This window comes from Streptomyces sp. NPDC086989 (assembly GCF_044745505.1).
Lineage (GTDB): Bacteria > Actinomycetota > Actinomycetes > Streptomycetales > Streptomycetaceae > Streptomyces.
The window spans coordinates 23,946-38,972 of sequence record NZ_JBIVAL010000020.1; the positions used below are offsets into that span (position 1 = coordinate 23,946).

The following is a 15,027-nucleotide window of genomic DNA, read 5'->3' on the forward strand; positions in this document are numbered from 1 at the left end:
ATGGTGCTGGACCGGAGCCGACGACCACCGACTGGGAATGGGCCGGGGGCGCGGGCAGGGGCCGGGGAGCTGCACAGCACCCGCAAGGGCTGCTGTCTTCCCTCCGTCGGCCATCACCTCTCTAGGTCATCGCTTGACCTCGCGGAGTGTTACGCCCAATTCTTCGTGGCCCCAGTCACACCCTGGTCACGCTCCGGTCGCCACGGGGCGCAGAGGTGGGCCGGTCACGCGCCCGGTCGCCACCGGGAGGTACCCCGCCGGACTGCGTCCCGGGTACCTCCGGGGCCCGGCGGCACGTGCGAGTACCCCGCGCCGCCGTCCGCCCGCCCGTCAGTGCTCGCGCGGGGCGGGGACCACGCGCTCGACCTCCGGGTGCACCGTCAGGAGCTGGCGCATCGCGTTCTCGGCGCCCGTCGCGTCGCCGGCGGCGAGGGCCTCGACGATCCGCGCGTGGTGGGCGACGCACGCCTCGCTGGGTCGGTCGCAGGCGGTGACGGGGCTGCCGGACACCTGGAGCGCGGAGGAGACGATGCCGGAGAGGTGCTCCAGCATGCGGTTGCCGGCGACCTGGATGAGGAGCCCGTGGAACTCGTTGTCGGCGCGCCCGAACGTGATCGCGTCGCCCTGGCCGAGCGCGTGGCCCATGATCTCGACCATGTCGGCGAGGCGCTGCTGGACGTCGGGGCGGCCGTGGCCGGCGGCGAGGCGGGCGGCCAGCGGCTCGATGGTCCAGCGGAGCTCGTTGAGCTCGCGGCGCTGGTCGTCGCGCTGGGGGCCGAAGGCACGCCACTCGATGATGTCGGGGTCGAGCAGGTTCCAGTCGGCGACGGGGCGGACGCGGGTGCCGACGTTGGGGCGGGCGCTGACCAGGCCCTTGGCCTCCAGCACGCGCAGTGATTCGCGGACCACCGTGCGGGAGACCTCGAAGCGCTGGCCGATCTCCTCGGGGACCAGCGGGCGGTCCGCACCGAGGTCGCCGGAGACGATCATCTGGCCCAGCTGCTGGACGAGTTGGCCGTGCAGGCCGCGGCCGCGGCTGCCTGCCGCGCGGCGCCCGACCCGGCTCAACTCGACTTCGGCGCCGTCCCAGTGGGGCGCCGCGACGCGGTCGGTGCCGGAGGCCTCGGCGTAGGGGTAGCGGTCGAGTTCGCCCGGGCCGGCGAGGCCGGAGTCGGCATGGCGGGCGGCGGTCATCATGGTGTGCGCAAGGGTACTCACGAATCCTTTGTCGGCCGTGCTTCGGCGACCCTTGAGGTCTTTGGTGAAAAGCACACGAAAGGGTGATCGGTACCACCTGCGCAATTGACGCCTTATCGTAAAGAACCGGGCCCTTTGCGGGGAGTTGTGGTCCGGTTCATGTGATGAAGGCCGGATCGGTCGCGTTCCGGCCGCGCCCGGCACCGGAACGATCACCAACGGTCCTTTACCAACGGACGCGGCTGCGCAGTCCTGTGAACCCATAGGCGCACAACAGGACCATCAGCGACAACACCAGTGCGGTGCCGACGGGTTGGGCCATCACCCGCAGGGCGCCCAGGATCAGGCGGTCCGCCTCCGGGGGCCACTGCGCCCAGGCCAGCCCGCGCAGCCGCGCCGCGAGCCCGCTCGCCGGGTACGCGGACGGCCCGTCCAGCGCCTTGCGCACGAGCGGAACGACCATGAGGGGTACGGCGAGCACGGCGGCCAGGCCCGCGGTCGCCGTCCGGAAGACGCCGGAGGCCAGGACACCGGCCCAGGCGCAGCCGATCAGCAGGCCGGCCCAACTCGCGGCCGGGGAGGCCCATTCCCCCGGGTTGTGCAGGGGGCCGCGGCCGAAGACGAGTTCCAGGGCGGCGGCGGCGGCCGTGACCGCAAGCGCGCCGAGGGCCAGGGCGAGACCGGCACAGACCGCGAGTTTGGCGGCGAGCAGGCCCATCCGGCGCGGCACGGTGCCGCGGTCGGCGGCGAGTGCGGGGTAGCGGTACTCCTCGCCGAAGGCCAGCGCACCGAGCAGTCCGGCGCCGAGGGCGGCGGGTGGCAGGGGCATCAGCTGCGGCCAGGCGGCGAGCAGCCGGGTCTGCGGGGTGCCGCCCGCCCGGGCCAGCACCAGCGCCGTGACGGCGGAGACGGCGACGACGACGGCCGCGGTGAGGACGGGGGTGGCGGTACCGAAGACGCGGCACAGCTCGTAGCGCAGCGGCCGCAGCGGACCGCCTACCCGGCGCACCGTCGAGGCCGGCCGCCCGGCGCAGGCGGCGGACCGGCCGATTCCGGAGGCGGACGGGGCGGTGCCGGAGGCGGAGGGGATGGCGCCAGTGGCCGAGGCGGACGGGACGGTGCCGGAGGCGGGGGCGGACGGGGCCGGGGCGGGCGGGGATCCGGCCTCGCCCGGGGCGGCCGCAGCCGCCTGGCCGTCCGTGCCCGCCGGGTCCCCTGGGGCCCTCGGGGCGGCCGGGGCCGTGAGGGCTGCCAGGGCCGCCGGGTGCGCCCCCGGTTCGGTGCGCGCCTGCGGGACCGGCGGGCGGGGTGCTCCGGTGGCCCCGGTCTCGTCGGCGAGCTGGTGGACCAGCACGCCGTGCCGGAACGCCGCCTCACCCACCTCCGCGCAGCTGCTGCCGTACACCGACAGGCGGCTGCCGCTCTCCTCGACGATCTCCACCGCGCGCTGGGCGGCCCGGGCCTCCCGGCCCAGTACGTCGGCCAGGCGGGCGGCGTGCGGGCTGCGCACGGCGACCCGCGGCCGCAGCCGGGTCCGGGCGAACTCGGCCGCGTCCTGGTCGGCGACGAGCCGGCCGGCCTCGATGCTGACGACCCGGTCCGCGGTGCGGGCCGCCTCCTTCGCGTCATCGGTGGTGAAGAGCACCGCGCCGCCGAGGGAGGCGTGACCGCGCAGCAGCCCGTGGAGCCAGCCGCGCTCGCGGGGCGAGAGCCCGGCGGCGGGCTCGTCGAGGAGCAGCGTGCACGGGTCGGAGAGCAGGGCCGCGGCCAGTCCCAGCCGGCGCTCCATGCCGAGCGAGAGCGAGCCGAGCCGCTGGTCGCGCAGGCCGGCGATGCCGACGACCTCCAGCATGGTGTCGGCCCGTGAGGCCGGCACCCCGGCCGCGGCGCACAGCATCCGCAGCTGACCGCGGACGGTCCGCGACGGGTTGCCCGGGACGTCGCCGAGCAGTACGCCGACTTCACGGCCGGGATGCGGGATCCGGTGCAGCGGCCGGCCGCGGAAGTAGGTGACGCCGCGGCCCGGTTCGAGTTCGAGCATGAGCCGCAGTGCGGTGGTCTTGCCCGATCCCGGTTCGCCGAGGAGGGCGGTCACGGCTCCCGGGCGGGCCTCGAACGTGAGGTCGTCCACCAGGGGCGGGAGGTCTCGACGGGGGGTGCTGGTGAGTCCGATGGCCTGGAGCATCGCTTCTCTCGCGGGGTGTGAGACCGCTCTGCGGCAGTGTAAGTACCGCAAACAAGATAACGCGATATGTCCGATTTTCTGCGTACGCGGGGCGGGTGTGCGCCCGTGTCGACGCGTCAGACTTCGGGGCGCAGCATCGGCGGGTTGAGCAGGGTTGCACCGCCGGCCCGGAACAGCTGGGCGGGTCGGCCGCCCTGACGGGTCGTCGTACCGCCGGCCGGTACCAGGAAGCCGGGGGTTCCGGTGACCTTGCGGTGGAAGTTGCGGGGGTCGAGGGCCACGCCCCACACGGCCTCGTAGACCCGGCGGAGCTCGCCGACGGTGAAGGCGGGCGGGCAGAAGGCGGTGGCAAGCGAGGAGTACTCGATCTTGGAGCGGGCCCGCTCGACTCCGTCGGCGAGGATCCGCGCGTGGTCGAAGGCGAGCCCGGCGGCCGCGCCGTCCTCGGCGCCCAGGAGTTCGTCGATGGGGGCCCAGCGCGCGCTGTTGGCGTCCCCGCCGGCCCGGGGGGCGGGGAGGTCCGGAGCCAGGACCAGATGCGCCACGCTGACGACGCGCATCCGCGGATCCCGCTTCGGATCGCCGTACGTGGCCAGCTGTTCGAGGTGCGCCCCGTTGTCCGCTCCCGGTTCGGCCGGGTCGTGGGCGCACAGGCCGGTTTCCTCGGAGAGTTCGCGGGCCGCGGCCGCGGCGAGGTCCTCGTCTCCGCGGACGAAGCCGCCGGGCAGGGCCCAGCGTCCCTGGAACGGCTGCTCACCCCGCCGGACGACCAGCGCGCAGAGCGCGTGACGCCGGACGGTGAGCACGACCAGGTCGACGGTGACAGCGAAGGGCGGATAGGCCGACGGGTCGTAGGGCGACATGCCGCGATCATAGTCGTCTGCCTGACGATAAACAGAGCTTTGGTGATCCCGGAGGGGGTGATCGGCAGGCTACCCGCCGAGTTGGAGCGCATCGGCCGCCTCCTCCACCATGCCGAGGCCCATCCGGCTGATCCGGACGGCGAACGGTTCCCCGGAAACCCGCAGGCCGGAGAAGCGGAGGGCGCCCAGGGGAGCTCCGGACAGCGGGACGAGAGCAACCGTGCCCGCCGGTGCGTCGGGTCGCAGCCCTGCGAGGGCGGTCAGGGCGTGGATCCCGGCGGCGGCGGCCACCGCCGCGGGCCGGCAGGCCGCCGGGTGCGGGAGCGGGGCACTGCCCGCCGTGCGCTGCTCGGCGGCGTACATCTCGGGCAGCCGGTACCCGAAGCTCTCCGCGGCGTCCAGTAGACCCCGGAGCAGTCCGGCGGCCTCCTTCTCGAAGCCGGCCTGGGCCAGCCCGGCGACCGCCACGGCGCTCTCGTACGCCCGCACCGCGCCCGAGCGGTGACCGAACGGGTTGTGGCCCGGCTCCCGGAAGGCCATGCTGCGCAGCCCCCATCCGCAGTCCATGGCGGGGGCGCCGAGGAGGCGGGCGAGCTGTTCGGTGCGGATCCGGTCCAGCAGTCCGGGGGCGAGCTCTCCGCCGCCCAGCAGTCCCGTGTCCAGGAGGTGGGCGGCGGCCCCCGTCAGCCGGGGCAGGGGCCGTCCGTCGGGGTGCAGGGCCGCCGCGGGCCGCCCGCCGTCCGGGCCGTCGATCCAGAACGCGTCCCGGAACCGCTCCCGCAGTGCGGCGGCCCGATCCCGCCACTCCTCGGCGCCGGGCCGCCCGCAGCCCGCGAGCAGGTCGGCCCCGAGCAGCGCGGCGCGGTGGGCATGGGCCTGGGTCTCGCAGCGCCGCGGCCCGGGATCGGGGTCGGCCAGGAAGCCGTCCTTCCCCAGGGCGCCGCGCAGCCAGTCCAGGCACCGCTCGGCCGCCGGGAGGAGCCTGGCCACCTCCTCCTCGGGCAGGCCCCACCGCCGGGCCTCGGCGAGCACCGCCGGGAAGGCGAGTGTCGCCTCGGTGCCCGTGCACCCGGGCGGCAGCTGCGGGCCGGCTCCGCGCAGCGGCCCCGGGATCTTCCCCCCGTCGGGCCCGCGACCCCCGGTCTGGGTCCGGGCCAATGTGCGCAGCGTGGCCGCGGCGAGGCCGGTGCCGAGCGGCAGCGCCATCCTGGCGGCCCAGAGGGATTCCGCCGGGGCCAGCCCGAGCCGCCACGGCACCCCGGCTGCGGCGAAGGCGTCACCCGGTTCCTCGCGGTCCCGCATCAGCAGTGCCCCGAGGTCCCCGACGCTGCTGCGGAACCAGGCCTCGACCCGCGGGTCGTCGCCCTCGGCCCGGGCGTCGGCCAGGGGGTTGGCCACCTGTCCGGCCGGAGCCCGCGCCGTGCGGTCCTGCGTGGTGCGCAGCTCGATGGTGCGGGATTCGCCGGGTCCCAGGTCGAGCTGCCAGCGCAGCAGCCCCGCCGAGGCGAGCGCGTCGTCAGGGGCCGGATCGGCCGCGGTGACGGCCTGCACCTCCCCACTGCTCCAGCGCAGCCCGGCGGCGTGCACACCGGCGGGCAGTTCCGGCCCGGCCCGGCCGGCGGCCACCGCGGCCAGCTCGGCCAGGTCGGTGCCGAGCAGCACCTCCACCGGCAGGCGCATCGGCCGGGCCGCGAAACTGCGTACGGTGATCCGCTCGGTGCCGTCCGCGTGCCGGACCCGCTCCACGCCGACGTCGGGATCGGGGCCCGCCTCCGCCCCGGTCCGCACGGTCGCGGTGAAGGCGGCCCGGTCGGAGCCGAGGCTGCGGCCCTGGACGGCGACCGGGTCCCGGCCGCCTACCCGGAGCACGCAGCGGGAGAGGAGCCTGCGCCCGGAGCGGTAGATCCCGTCGATCCCCCGCCCCGTCAGCTGGCCGTGCTCCGGGGAGATGACCAGGCAGGGCGCGGCGACGCAGATGACCGCTCCGTGCACGGGCGGCAGCTCGGTCCTGCGGGCGGGCGGTACGGAGTGGGCCATGGGTCGCCTTGTCTGGGCTGTCTGCGCTCCGGCCGGTGTCGCTGGGCGGCGGCGCGGCCGGGCCCGCGCCACCCTCCAGCTGAACGCCCCCGCCCCCGCCCGGGTCACGGGCCCCGGTGGCGGCTGCGCCCGTACTGGGCCGTGCCGGTGACGCGTACACCGCCACAAGGTGGTCACGGCGGCGTCCCGGATCCGCCGCACCGGCCCCGGCGTCCGACCAGGCCCCGCACCCCGGCCCCGGCCCCGGATCACTGGTCGCTCCCCGTGGTGCGGCGGGACTCACGGCGGAGCTGCGTGTCCCGGCGGCCCGGCGGGCGGGTCGGCGCGGTCCGGCGCTTGCGGCGGGGCTCACGGCGCCGGCGCTCCTCCCGCAGGCAGGCCCGCAGCCCCTCCGGATCGATGCCCTCGTTGCAGGCGTGGTGGAGCAGTTGGGCGAAGCGGTACTCGGCGTCGGCCCGCAGGGCCAGTGCGAGGGCGATCCGGGCGGTCGGCTCGTCACCGGTGGACCAGGAGACCCAGCCGGCGAGGGTGAGCGGGGCCGCCGCGTGCTCGCCGTAGGCCCCGACGCAGCGGCGGGCCAGCGCCCGCCACAGCCGCAGGGCCGGAGCCGCCTCCTCGCCCTCCATCCACTCGGCCGCGACGTCCCGGATCTCGCGGTCCTGAAGGCCGAGGATCAAGGAGGCGGCTTCGTCATGGCCGAGCAGCGCATCGTCCCAGTCGTCGGCTCCGGGGCCGCCCGGGACGGGCGGGGCGAGCGTCATCCGCTGCATCAGCGTGCGCGCCAGTGTGACGGTCTCCGTGCCGACCTCCTGCCGGGTGGCGCCGTCGAGGATCTTCGGGACGAGAGCGGCGGCCGCCCGGTCCAGGGCCCGCTCCATCTCCACGGCCACTCCCCCGCGCAGCGGTGCCAGCCGGCCCTCGATCTCCCGGAGGGAGCCCCTGACCTGCAGCCCGGCGAAGGTGGCCGTCGCCGCCATCACGGAGGTGCCAGTCGCGGCCAGGGGGCTGCCCTCGGCCGGGCAGCACCGCTCGTCGGGGCAGCAGTAGGACCAGTACCGGCCTCCGGAGATGCACAGGGCCTCCATCACGGGCACGTCGAGCGCGCCGCAGGCCTGCCGGATGCGCTGGGCCAGGGGCCGCAGTCGGGTCATCACGCGCTGGGCGCTCTCGCCGCCGACCGGATCCTGACAGAGGAAGACGACGATCCCGTCGGGCTTGGCGCCGTGCCGCTCACTGCCCCGGACGAGGCAGTCGGCGACCTGGCGGGCGGTGTCCTCCCATTCGGCGGGGAGCGTGGGAATGCCGACGCGGAGCCGGCCGCCGAAGCGCCCGCCCTCGCCGTGCACGGCGACCATGACGAGGGAGTCGGTCGGATGGAAACCGAGCATGTAGGGCAGCGCGTCGGCCAGTTCCGCCGGGCTGCGCAGGGTGATCCGGGGGTCGAGGGCGGGTCCGGACGGGCTGGTGGAGGGCCGGTCGGACGGGGTGCGTGATTCTCGGTCGTTCGTCATGCCCCGACGGTCCCGCGGACGATCACATAGCGAAACCCCTGTGGATAACCATTGACCGTTCAACATCCACAGGTTCAGGGGCGCCATTGGCGCGATGTCGGAGCCATCGGGTTGCATGGGGGCATGAACGCAGACCTGAGGACCTCGGCCGACTCCGTACTGGCCCGGCTCGTGGGGGATCCCACGGGCACCGCCCGCCTGCGCGAGGACCAGTGGCTCGCGATCGAGGCCCTCGTCGCGTACAAGCGGCGGGCTCTCGTGGTGCAGCGCACGGGCTGGGGCAAGTCCGCGGTGTACTTCGTCGCCACCTCGCTGCTGCGGGCGAACGGCGCCGGCCCCACCGTGATCGTCTCCCCGCTCCTCGCCCTGATGCGCAACCAGGTCGAGGCCGCCGCCCGCGCCGGGATCCGCGCCCGCACCATCAACTCGGCCAATCCCGAGGAGTGGGAGGCGATCCAGGCGGAGGTCGCGGCGGGCGAGGTCGACGTGCTGCTCGTGAGCCCGGAGCGGCTCAACAACCCGGATTTCCGCGACCAGGTGCTGCCCAAGCTGTCCGCCGCGACCGGCCTGCTCGTCGTGGACGAGGCCCACTGCATCTCGGACTGGGGTCACGATTTCCGCCCCGACTACCGCCGGCTGCGCACGATGCTGGCCGACCTTCCACCCGGCGTCCCCGTGCTGGCCACGACCGCCACGGCCAACGCACGCGTGACCGCCGACGTCGCCGAGCAACTGGGCACCGGCGCCGGCACGGACGCACTGGTGCTGCGCGGCCCGCTGGACCGCGAGAGCCTGAGCCTCGCGGTGCTGACCCTGCCCGACGCGGCGCACCGGCTCGCCTGGCTCGCCGACCACCTCGGCGAACTGCCGGGCTCCGGAATCATCTACACGCTGACCGTGGCCGCCGCCGAGGAGGTCACCGCGTACCTGCGCCACCGCGGCCACACGGTCTCCTCGTACACCGGCAAGACGGAGAACGCCGACCGCCAGCAGGCCGAGGACGACCTCCAGGCCAACCGGGTCAAGGCGCTGGTGGCCACCTCCGCGCTGGGCATGGGCTTCGACAAGCCCGACCTCGGCTTCGTGGTTCACCTGGGCTCCCCGTCCTCTCCCATCGCCTACTACCAGCAGGTCGGCCGGGCGGGCCGCGGCGTGGAGCACGCGGAGGTGCTGCTGCTGCCCGGCCGGGAGGACGAGGCCATCTGGCAGTACTTCGCCTCGGTGGCCTTCCCGCCGGAGCAGCAGGTGCGCCGCACCCTGGAGGTCCTGGCCCAGGCGGGCCGGCCGCTGTCGCTGCCGGCCATGGAGCCGCTGGTGGACCTGCGGCGCACCCGCCTGGAGACGATGCTCAAGGTCCTCGACGTGGACGGCGCGGTGCACCGGGTCAAGGGCGGCTGGACCTCGACGGGCGAGCCGTGGGTGTACGACGCCGAGCGCTACGCGTGGGTGGCCCGTCAGCGCGCCGCCGAACAGCAGGCGATGAGGGACTACGCGGGGACGACGGGGTGCCGGATGGAGTTCCTGCGCCGCCAGCTGGACGACGAGGAGGCCGCGCCCTGCGGCCGCTGCGACAACTGCGCCGGAGCCCGCTTCACGGCGGACGTCTCCACCGCCTCCCTCGACACCGCCCGGGGGGAGCTCGGGCGCCCGGGCGTGGAGCTGGAGCCGCGCAAGATGTGGCCGACCGGCCTGGCCGCCGTCGGAGTGGACCTCAAGGGCCGCATCCCGGCGGGGGAACAGGCCTCCACCGGGCGGGCTCTGGGCCGGCTGTCCGACATCGGCTGGGGCAATCGGTTGCGTCCGATGCTCGCGGCGCAAGCTCCGGACCAGCCGATTCCGGACGATGTGGCGCAGGCCGTGGTGGCCGTGCTCGCCGACTGGGCCCGGGGCCCCGGTGGTTGGGCCTCCGGCGAGGCGGACGCGCCCGCGCGGCCCGTGGGCGTCGTCGCCCTCCCCTCGCACAGCCGCCCCCAACTGGTCGGCTCCCTGGCCGCGCGGATCGCGGAGGTCGGGCGGATGCCGCTGCTCGGGACGCTCTCGTACACAGACCAGGCCCCGCAGTTCGGCCTGCCCTCCTCCAACAGCGCACAGCGGGTCCGCGGGCTCCACCAGGCCTTGACCGTGCCCCCGGCACTGGCGTCGAGTCTGGCGGAGGCTGCAGGGCCCGTACTCCTCGTGGACGACCGCGCGGAGAGCGGCTGGACCCTCGCGGTGGCCGCCCGGCTGCTGCGGCGGGCAGGCGCGAAGGGGGTGTTCCCGCTGGTACTTGCGCTTCAGCCGTAGTCGGATGAGTCATCATCGGCGTGTCGGGGCAAGGATATGAACGGCATACCGGCGAATTCTGGTCGGCGGCGGCAATTGCTCGTTGCCGCATGCTCACGGGCCACGCGAGAATCGGAGTGCTCCCGCTCGGCTCGACGGCGCTCTCCACAGCCGTGCCCGCGGCGTGCCCGCACCCCAGCTGTGCCCGTCCGCGGGCGTGTACCCGAAGGGAGGACCGTGACCTTCGGATACGCCCCGGCCTCAGCCACCTCGCTGACAATGGCAGCCGGCGTCGCCAGCCGGCACGGCAGACTGCTGGAACCCGCCGAATGGACGGCGGCGGGTGTGCCGCTGCTCTCCAATCCGCGCGAGGTCGTCAGCGGGCTGCACTCGCGGCACACCCCGGTGCCCTCGACCGCCGTGATCGCCGTCCTCGGTCCCGAGGAACGGCTCGTCGCCAGCGCCTCGTTCGTCCACCGGTCGGCTTCGGCCGACGGCTGGGACTACCGCAACGCCCTGCTCGCCGGGCTGCGCCGGGTCATCCCGCACGACCTGCGGCGCCGGACCCCGGTGCGGACCGCGGTCCTGCTGTACTGCCGCGAGGGCGACGAGCGGTGGACCGAGGAGGACGGTGCCTGGATGTGGGGACTGCGGGACGCCTGCACGCTGCACGGCCTGCGGTGCGGCGCATACATCACGCTGACCCGCGGCGGCTGGCAGGTCCTCGGCGAAGGCCGGGGCGGCCGGCACCCCAGCTCCGAATCCCGGCCCGAGCACCTCGGCGACACCGTCGCCGAGTTCCCCCCGGTGACCCTGCGCACCGGCGGCGGGGCGACCGAGGTCATGCGGCGGCGAACCGCCGCACGCTGAGCCCGGCGGCCCGCCCGCACCCGCGCACGGACCCGCCCGCACCCGCACGCGCCCCGCCCGAGGTGCACGGTGCACGGCGTCCCCGGATGCGGGACATGCGGGACAGCCCTCACAGCCGTACACCCTGGAACGGGCGTACGGCAGGTCAGGCCTCGGGCTTCAGCGGGGCCGGCACCGGCCAGCCCCGCCCCTTGCCCGCGCCGGGGTACGGGGCGTCAGACGCCCGCGCCCAGCACGGAGTTGATCTGCTTCGGGTCGCCGCACACGATGAGCAGCGCACCGGCGCGCGTGAGCGCGGTCGGCAGGGCGGCGGCGGTCGCCTCGACCGGACCGCCGTTGGCCGCGAAGACCACGACGGGCCGGCCCGCAGCGCGCTCGACCTGCGCCGCGTCCGCATAGAAGACGTCGTCCCCGGCGTCGTGCAGGGCCCAGTAGGCGGCCTCGCCGAAGGACAGCTCGTGCGCGGCCCACGGGTGCGGGTCGCCGGTGGTGAGCACCAGGATGTCGCCGGGCGCGCGCCCGGTGTCGAGCAGCAGGTCGACGGCCTCCTCGGCCGCGTCCAGCGCGCCCTCGGCGGAAGCCGGGATCAGCTGGACCTGCGGCACCGCCGCGGAGACGGACGGTGCGGTGGGGGCTGCGGGAACGGGCCCGGGGGTGGCCTGCGGCGCACGCGGTGCGGGCGGTGCGGGCCTGGGGGCGCCTCCTGCGCGGCTTGCCGCTGCGGGGGAGGGACCGGGGCGCCCGGGCCGCGGAACGGCGGCGGGACGCGGACCAGGTACGGGGCGGGGGGTCTGCGCGGTGCGGCTCGCGGCCGGCGTGACGCGGGGACCCTGGGCACTCTCGTGAATCTGAGGCTCCTCGGGGGTGAGAGGCATGAGTTGATGTCTATCAAACACCGGTACGAAACGTACCGGCGGGTGGCACGTGGGCGCGATCAGAAATCGAAGCCGAGTTGGCCTCCGTTTTCCAGCTCCACCGCTTCCTCGCTGCGCCGCACCTTCTTGAGGTGGCGCCACCGGGGCAGCGCGTCGAGGTACGACCACGAGAGCCGGTGGTACGGGGTGGGCCCCAGTTCCTCGAGCGCGGCCCGGTGCACGGGCGAGGGGTATCCGGCGTTGTCACCGAAGGCGAAGTCCGCGTACCCGCCGCCGCGTTGACCGAGGTCGGCCATCATCCGGTCGCGTCTGACCTTGGCGATCACCGAGGCCGCGGCGACGGCGACGCAGGACTGGTCGCCCTTGATCACCGTACGCACCCGCCAGGGCGCGCCGAGGTAGTCGTGCTTGCCGTCGAGGATCACCGCGTCGGGCCGCACGGGCAGCGCCCCCAGGGCGCGCTCCGCTGCGAGCCGCAGCGCGGCCGTCATCCCGAGTTCGTCGATCTCCTCCGAGGAGGCGTGACCCAGGGCGTACGCGGTGACCCAGGCCTCCAGGACGTCGAGGAGCGCGTCACGTCGCTTCTGGGTGAGCAGTTTGGAGTCGGTGAGACCTGCCGGCGGCCGGCGCAGTCCGGTGATCGCCGCGCACACGGTGACCGGACCGGCCCAGGCCCCTCGTCCGACTTCGTCGACCCCGGCGATGACCTTGGCGCCGGTGGTTGCACGGAGGGAGCGTTCGACGGTGTGGGTGGGTGCTTCGTACGGCATGGCGCCAGCAAGGGTACGCCGCCCCGCGCCGCCTGCACACCCCGGCCCGGGCGGAGGCCGTACCGCGCCTCACGCCCTGAGCAGCGGCACCATCACCCGGTCGATCATTTCCGCGAGGTCCGGATCCGTCCATTCGCTGCCGCACACCTTTGCGCGGTACATCATGATCGCCGGAATGACGTCGGCCACGAACGGACTCGTCGCATCCACGCGCACGTCACCCCGCTCGATCCCGCGCTCCACAAGCTCCCTGATCAGCTGATGGGCAGGGTCGTGCAGCCCGGCCCGGACGACGTCGTGGAACCACCCCGCGTGGGCATGGTCGCACTCGTGAAGGACCGCACGCAGGGCCTGACCGGCGCGCGACTCCATCACGTCCCGCATCCGCACACACAACCGGAACAAGTCCTCCCGGACCGATCCGCCATCGGGGATGTCACCGATGGGCGGCAGCCCGGTGCGCAGCACCTCGGCCACCAGGTCCGCCTTCGAGGCCCAACGCCGGTACACCGCCGCCTTGCCGGTGTGCGCGCAGGCCGCGACCCCCTCCATGGTGAACGCGTTCCACCCGACGGTGCTCAGCTGCTCCAAAGCCGCGTCGAGAATCGCCCGTTCGAGTTCCGGCCCCCGCCTGCGCCCCGGTGACGTCGCCGACCAGCGCGAACCCGCCATCACCCCTGACCTCCGACCGACTCACGCGCCCCTCGCACGCAATTCCAGCCCTAGTGAACGGTTGCGTTCACTATCAGGGGCCTCCTACCGTGGACGCGCAGTGAACGAATACGTTCACTATTTCACTATGGGGGGTTCCACGGTGAAAGGTTCTCAACTCGCCACGCCCCGGATACCGGGCGCTGCCCGCCGGGAAGGGCGCCCCGGCGTGGCACTCACGGTCATCGCCGCCTGCCAGCTGATGGTCGTCCTCGACGCCACGATCGTGAACATCGCACTCCCGCACATCCAGACCGCCCTGTCCTTCTCCACCACCGACCTGTCCTGGGTGATCAGCGCGTACACCCTGGCCTTCGGCGGCCTCCTGCTCCTCGGCGGGCGGGCCGGCGACATCCTCGGCCGACGCCGGGTGTTCCTGACCGGAATCCTGCTCTTCACCCTGGCCTCCCTCCTCGGCGGTTTCGCCCAGGAGCCCTGGCAGCTGCTGGCCGCCCGGGCCCTCCAGGGGGTCGGCGGCGCGATCGCCTCGCCGACCTCGCTGGCCCTGATCACCACGACCTTCGCCGAAGGCCCCGAGCGCAACCGGGCGTTCGGGGTGTTCGCCGCCGTCTCCGCGGGCGGCGGCGCGATCGGTCTGCTGGCGGGCGGCATGCTGACCGAATGGCTCGACTGGCGCTGGGTGCTGTTCGTGAACGTGCCGATCGGGCTCCTGATCGCCGTGCTCACCCCGCTCTACATCACCGAGTCCTCGCGCCATCCGGGGCGCTTCGACATCGCCGGGGCCCTCACCTCCACGGGCGGCATGGCCTCGCTCGTCTACGGCTTCATCCGCGCCTCCGAGGACGGCTGGCTCGACGGGCTCACCCTCGCCTCGTTCGCGGCGGCCGTCCTCCTCCTCGCGCTGTTCGCGGCCGTCGAGTCGCGGGCGCACGAGCCGATCGTCCCGCTGCGGATGTTCGCCGACCGCAACCGTGCCGGCACGTACCTGATCATGCTCGGCCTCGCCGCCGCGATGTTCGGCATGTTCTTCTTCATCGTCCAGTTCGTCCAGAACGTGCTGGACTTCTCCCCCATCCGGTCCGGGCTCGGCTTCCTGCCCGTGACCGTCGCGATCGTCACCGCCGCCGGTCTCTCGCAGCGGTTCCTGCCGCGCTTCGGCCCCAAGCCGTTCATGGTCACCGGATCCGCCCTCACCGGCACCGGGCTGGCCTGGCTGACCCTCATCCGCACCGACAGCTCGTACGTCTCGGGGGTCCTCGGACCGATGCTGCTCTTCGGCTTCGGCATGGGGCTGAACTTCGTGACCCTCACCCTCACCGCCGTCTCCGGGGTCGCACAGCGGGAGGCGGGGGCGGCGTCCGGGCTGCTCAACGCCAGCCAGCAGGTCGGCGGCGCGCTCGGCCTGTCGATCCTGGTCACCGTCTTCGGCACGGCCAGCCGCAACGAGGGCGAGAAGCAGGTCCCGGACTTCCTGGCCCACGCGGACCCCGGTCAGCTGGCGGCGTTCAAGGAGACCGGGAGGCTGCCCGACCCGTGGGGCGATCTCGTCCTCACCCAGGGGATGTCCACCGCGTTCCTGGCGGGCGTGGCCATGGCCGGGATCTCCCTGGCCACCGCACTGCTGGTCATCCGGGTCCGCAAGAGCGACCTGGAGGCTCTGAGCGGCGCGGCCGCGCAGGCGGGTCCGGCGGCCTGAGCCCTGTGGGGCGTGCGGGGGCCCGGGCGCGCGGTCACCTTACGCGCGCCGGGCCCCGTACGGAGTGCCCACGGGATCCGGTCCTTCGT

The 15,027-nt window shown here is 74.4% G+C and carries 11 protein-coding genes; 3 read left to right on the forward strand and 8 right to left on the reverse strand.

What is annotated here, in order from left to right; all coding sequences use genetic code 11:
- Positions 1-330: 330 nt before the first annotated feature.
- The 5 genes from ACIPK4_RS34440 to ACIPK4_RS34460 all read right to left on the reverse strand — a co-directional run bounded on the left by ACIPK4_RS34440 (position 331) and on the right by ACIPK4_RS34460 (position 7,793).
- Positions 331-1,218, reverse strand: a complete 888-nt coding sequence (locus tag ACIPK4_RS34440) for a FadR/GntR family transcriptional regulator (protein WP_402320318.1) — start codon at positions 1,216-1,218, stop codon at positions 331-333.
- A gap of 205 nt (positions 1,219-1,423) precedes the next feature.
- Positions 1,424-3,382 (reverse strand): ATP-binding cassette domain-containing protein, encoded by a 1,959-nt coding sequence (locus ACIPK4_RS34445; RefSeq protein WP_402320320.1) that lies wholly within the window; start codon positions 3,380-3,382, stop codon positions 1,424-1,426.
- Positions 3,383-3,498: 116 nt separating this feature from the next.
- Positions 3,499-4,245 carry an NUDIX domain-containing protein gene (locus tag ACIPK4_RS34450; protein WP_402320323.1) on the reverse strand — a complete coding sequence of 249 codons (747 nt, stop codon included), beginning with the start codon at positions 4,243-4,245 and terminating at the stop codon, positions 3,499-3,501.
- A 69-nt stretch (positions 4,246-4,314) separates the two neighbouring features.
- Positions 4,315-6,282 (reverse strand): glycogen debranching N-terminal domain-containing protein, encoded by a 1,968-nt coding sequence (locus tag ACIPK4_RS34455; protein WP_402320326.1) that lies wholly within the window; start codon positions 6,280-6,282, stop codon positions 4,315-4,317.
- A gap of 248 nt (positions 6,283-6,530) precedes the next feature.
- A complete protein-coding gene (locus tag ACIPK4_RS34460; protein ID WP_402320329.1) occupies positions 6,531-7,793 on the reverse strand; it encodes a DUF4192 domain-containing protein in 1,263 nt (420 codons plus the stop codon).
- Positions 7,794-7,916: 123 nt separating this feature from the next.
- On the opposite strand from ACIPK4_RS34460, the gene ACIPK4_RS34465 reads away from it, so the two are divergent.
- Together ACIPK4_RS34465 and ACIPK4_RS34470 are read left to right on the forward strand one after the other, a co-directional pair.
- The gene (locus tag ACIPK4_RS34465) at positions 7,917-10,076 is read left to right on the forward strand and encodes a RecQ family ATP-dependent DNA helicase (protein ID WP_402320331.1); all 2,160 of its coding nucleotides are present in this window, start codon (positions 7,917-7,919) and stop codon (positions 10,074-10,076) included.
- Positions 10,077-10,292: 216 nt separating this feature from the next.
- A complete protein-coding gene (locus ACIPK4_RS34470; protein ID WP_402320334.1) occupies positions 10,293-10,925 on the forward strand; it encodes a hypothetical protein in 633 nt (210 codons plus the stop codon).
- Between the two features lie 215 nt (positions 10,926-11,140).
- Here the strand turns inward: ACIPK4_RS34470 and ACIPK4_RS34475 are convergent, their stop codons facing one another.
- The 3 genes from ACIPK4_RS34475 to ACIPK4_RS34485 all read right to left on the reverse strand — a co-directional run bounded on the left by ACIPK4_RS34475 (position 11,141) and on the right by ACIPK4_RS34485 (position 13,242).
- Complete coding sequence (locus ACIPK4_RS34475; protein WP_402320336.1) at positions 11,141-11,800, reverse strand: hypothetical protein; 660 nt, start codon at positions 11,798-11,800, stop codon at positions 11,141-11,143.
- 59 nt (positions 11,801-11,859) lie between these two features.
- Positions 11,860-12,570 carry a ribonuclease HII gene (locus ACIPK4_RS34480; RefSeq protein WP_402320339.1) on the reverse strand — a complete coding sequence of 237 codons (711 nt, stop codon included), beginning with the start codon at positions 12,568-12,570 and terminating at the stop codon, positions 11,860-11,862.
- Positions 12,571-12,639: 69 nt separating this feature from the next.
- Positions 12,640-13,242: a TetR/AcrR family transcriptional regulator gene (locus tag ACIPK4_RS34485; protein ID WP_402320342.1), complete on the reverse strand. Its 603-nt coding sequence runs from the start codon at positions 13,240-13,242 to the stop codon at positions 12,640-12,642.
- Positions 13,243-13,369: 127 nt separating this feature from the next.
- Here ACIPK4_RS34485 and ACIPK4_RS34490 point away from each other — a divergent pair, with 127 nt between their 5' ends.
- Complete coding sequence (locus ACIPK4_RS34490; protein ID WP_402320345.1) at positions 13,370-14,938, forward strand: MFS transporter; 1,569 nt, start codon at positions 13,370-13,372, stop codon at positions 14,936-14,938.
- Positions 14,939-15,027 lie beyond the last annotated feature (89 nt).

Excerpts from the sequence above, each read along its gene's own strand:
- ACIPK4_RS34445 (WP_402320320.1), bottom strand. The coding sequence starts at position 3,382 with ATGCTCCAGGCCATCGGACTCACCAGCACCCCCCGTCGAGACCTCCCG.
- ACIPK4_RS34450 (WP_402320323.1), bottom strand. The coding sequence starts at position 4,245 with ATGTCGCCCTACGACCCGTCGGCCTATCCGCCCTTCGCTGTCACCGTC.
- ACIPK4_RS34455 (WP_402320326.1), bottom strand. The coding sequence starts at position 6,282 with ATGGCCCACTCCGTACCGCCCGCCCGCAGGACCGAGCTGCCGCCCGTG.
- ACIPK4_RS34460 (WP_402320329.1), bottom strand. The coding sequence starts at position 7,793 with ATGACGAACGACCGAGAATCACGCACCCCGTCCGACCGGCCCTCCACC.
- ACIPK4_RS34465 (WP_402320331.1), top strand. The coding sequence starts at position 7,917 with ATGAACGCAGACCTGAGGACCTCGGCCGACTCCGTACTGGCCCGGCTC.
- ACIPK4_RS34475 (WP_402320336.1), bottom strand. The coding sequence starts at position 11,800 with ATGCCTCTCACCCCCGAGGAGCCTCAGATTCACGAGAGTGCCCAGGGT.
- ACIPK4_RS34480 (WP_402320339.1), bottom strand. The coding sequence starts at position 12,570 with ATGCCGTACGAAGCACCCACCCACACCGTCGAACGCTCCCTCCGTGCA.
- ACIPK4_RS34485 (WP_402320342.1), bottom strand. The coding sequence starts at position 13,242 with ATGGCGGGTTCGCGCTGGTCGGCGACGTCACCGGGGCGCAGGCGGGGG.
- ACIPK4_RS34490 (WP_402320345.1), top strand. The coding sequence starts at position 13,370 with ATGGGGGGTTCCACGGTGAAAGGTTCTCAACTCGCCACGCCCCGGATA.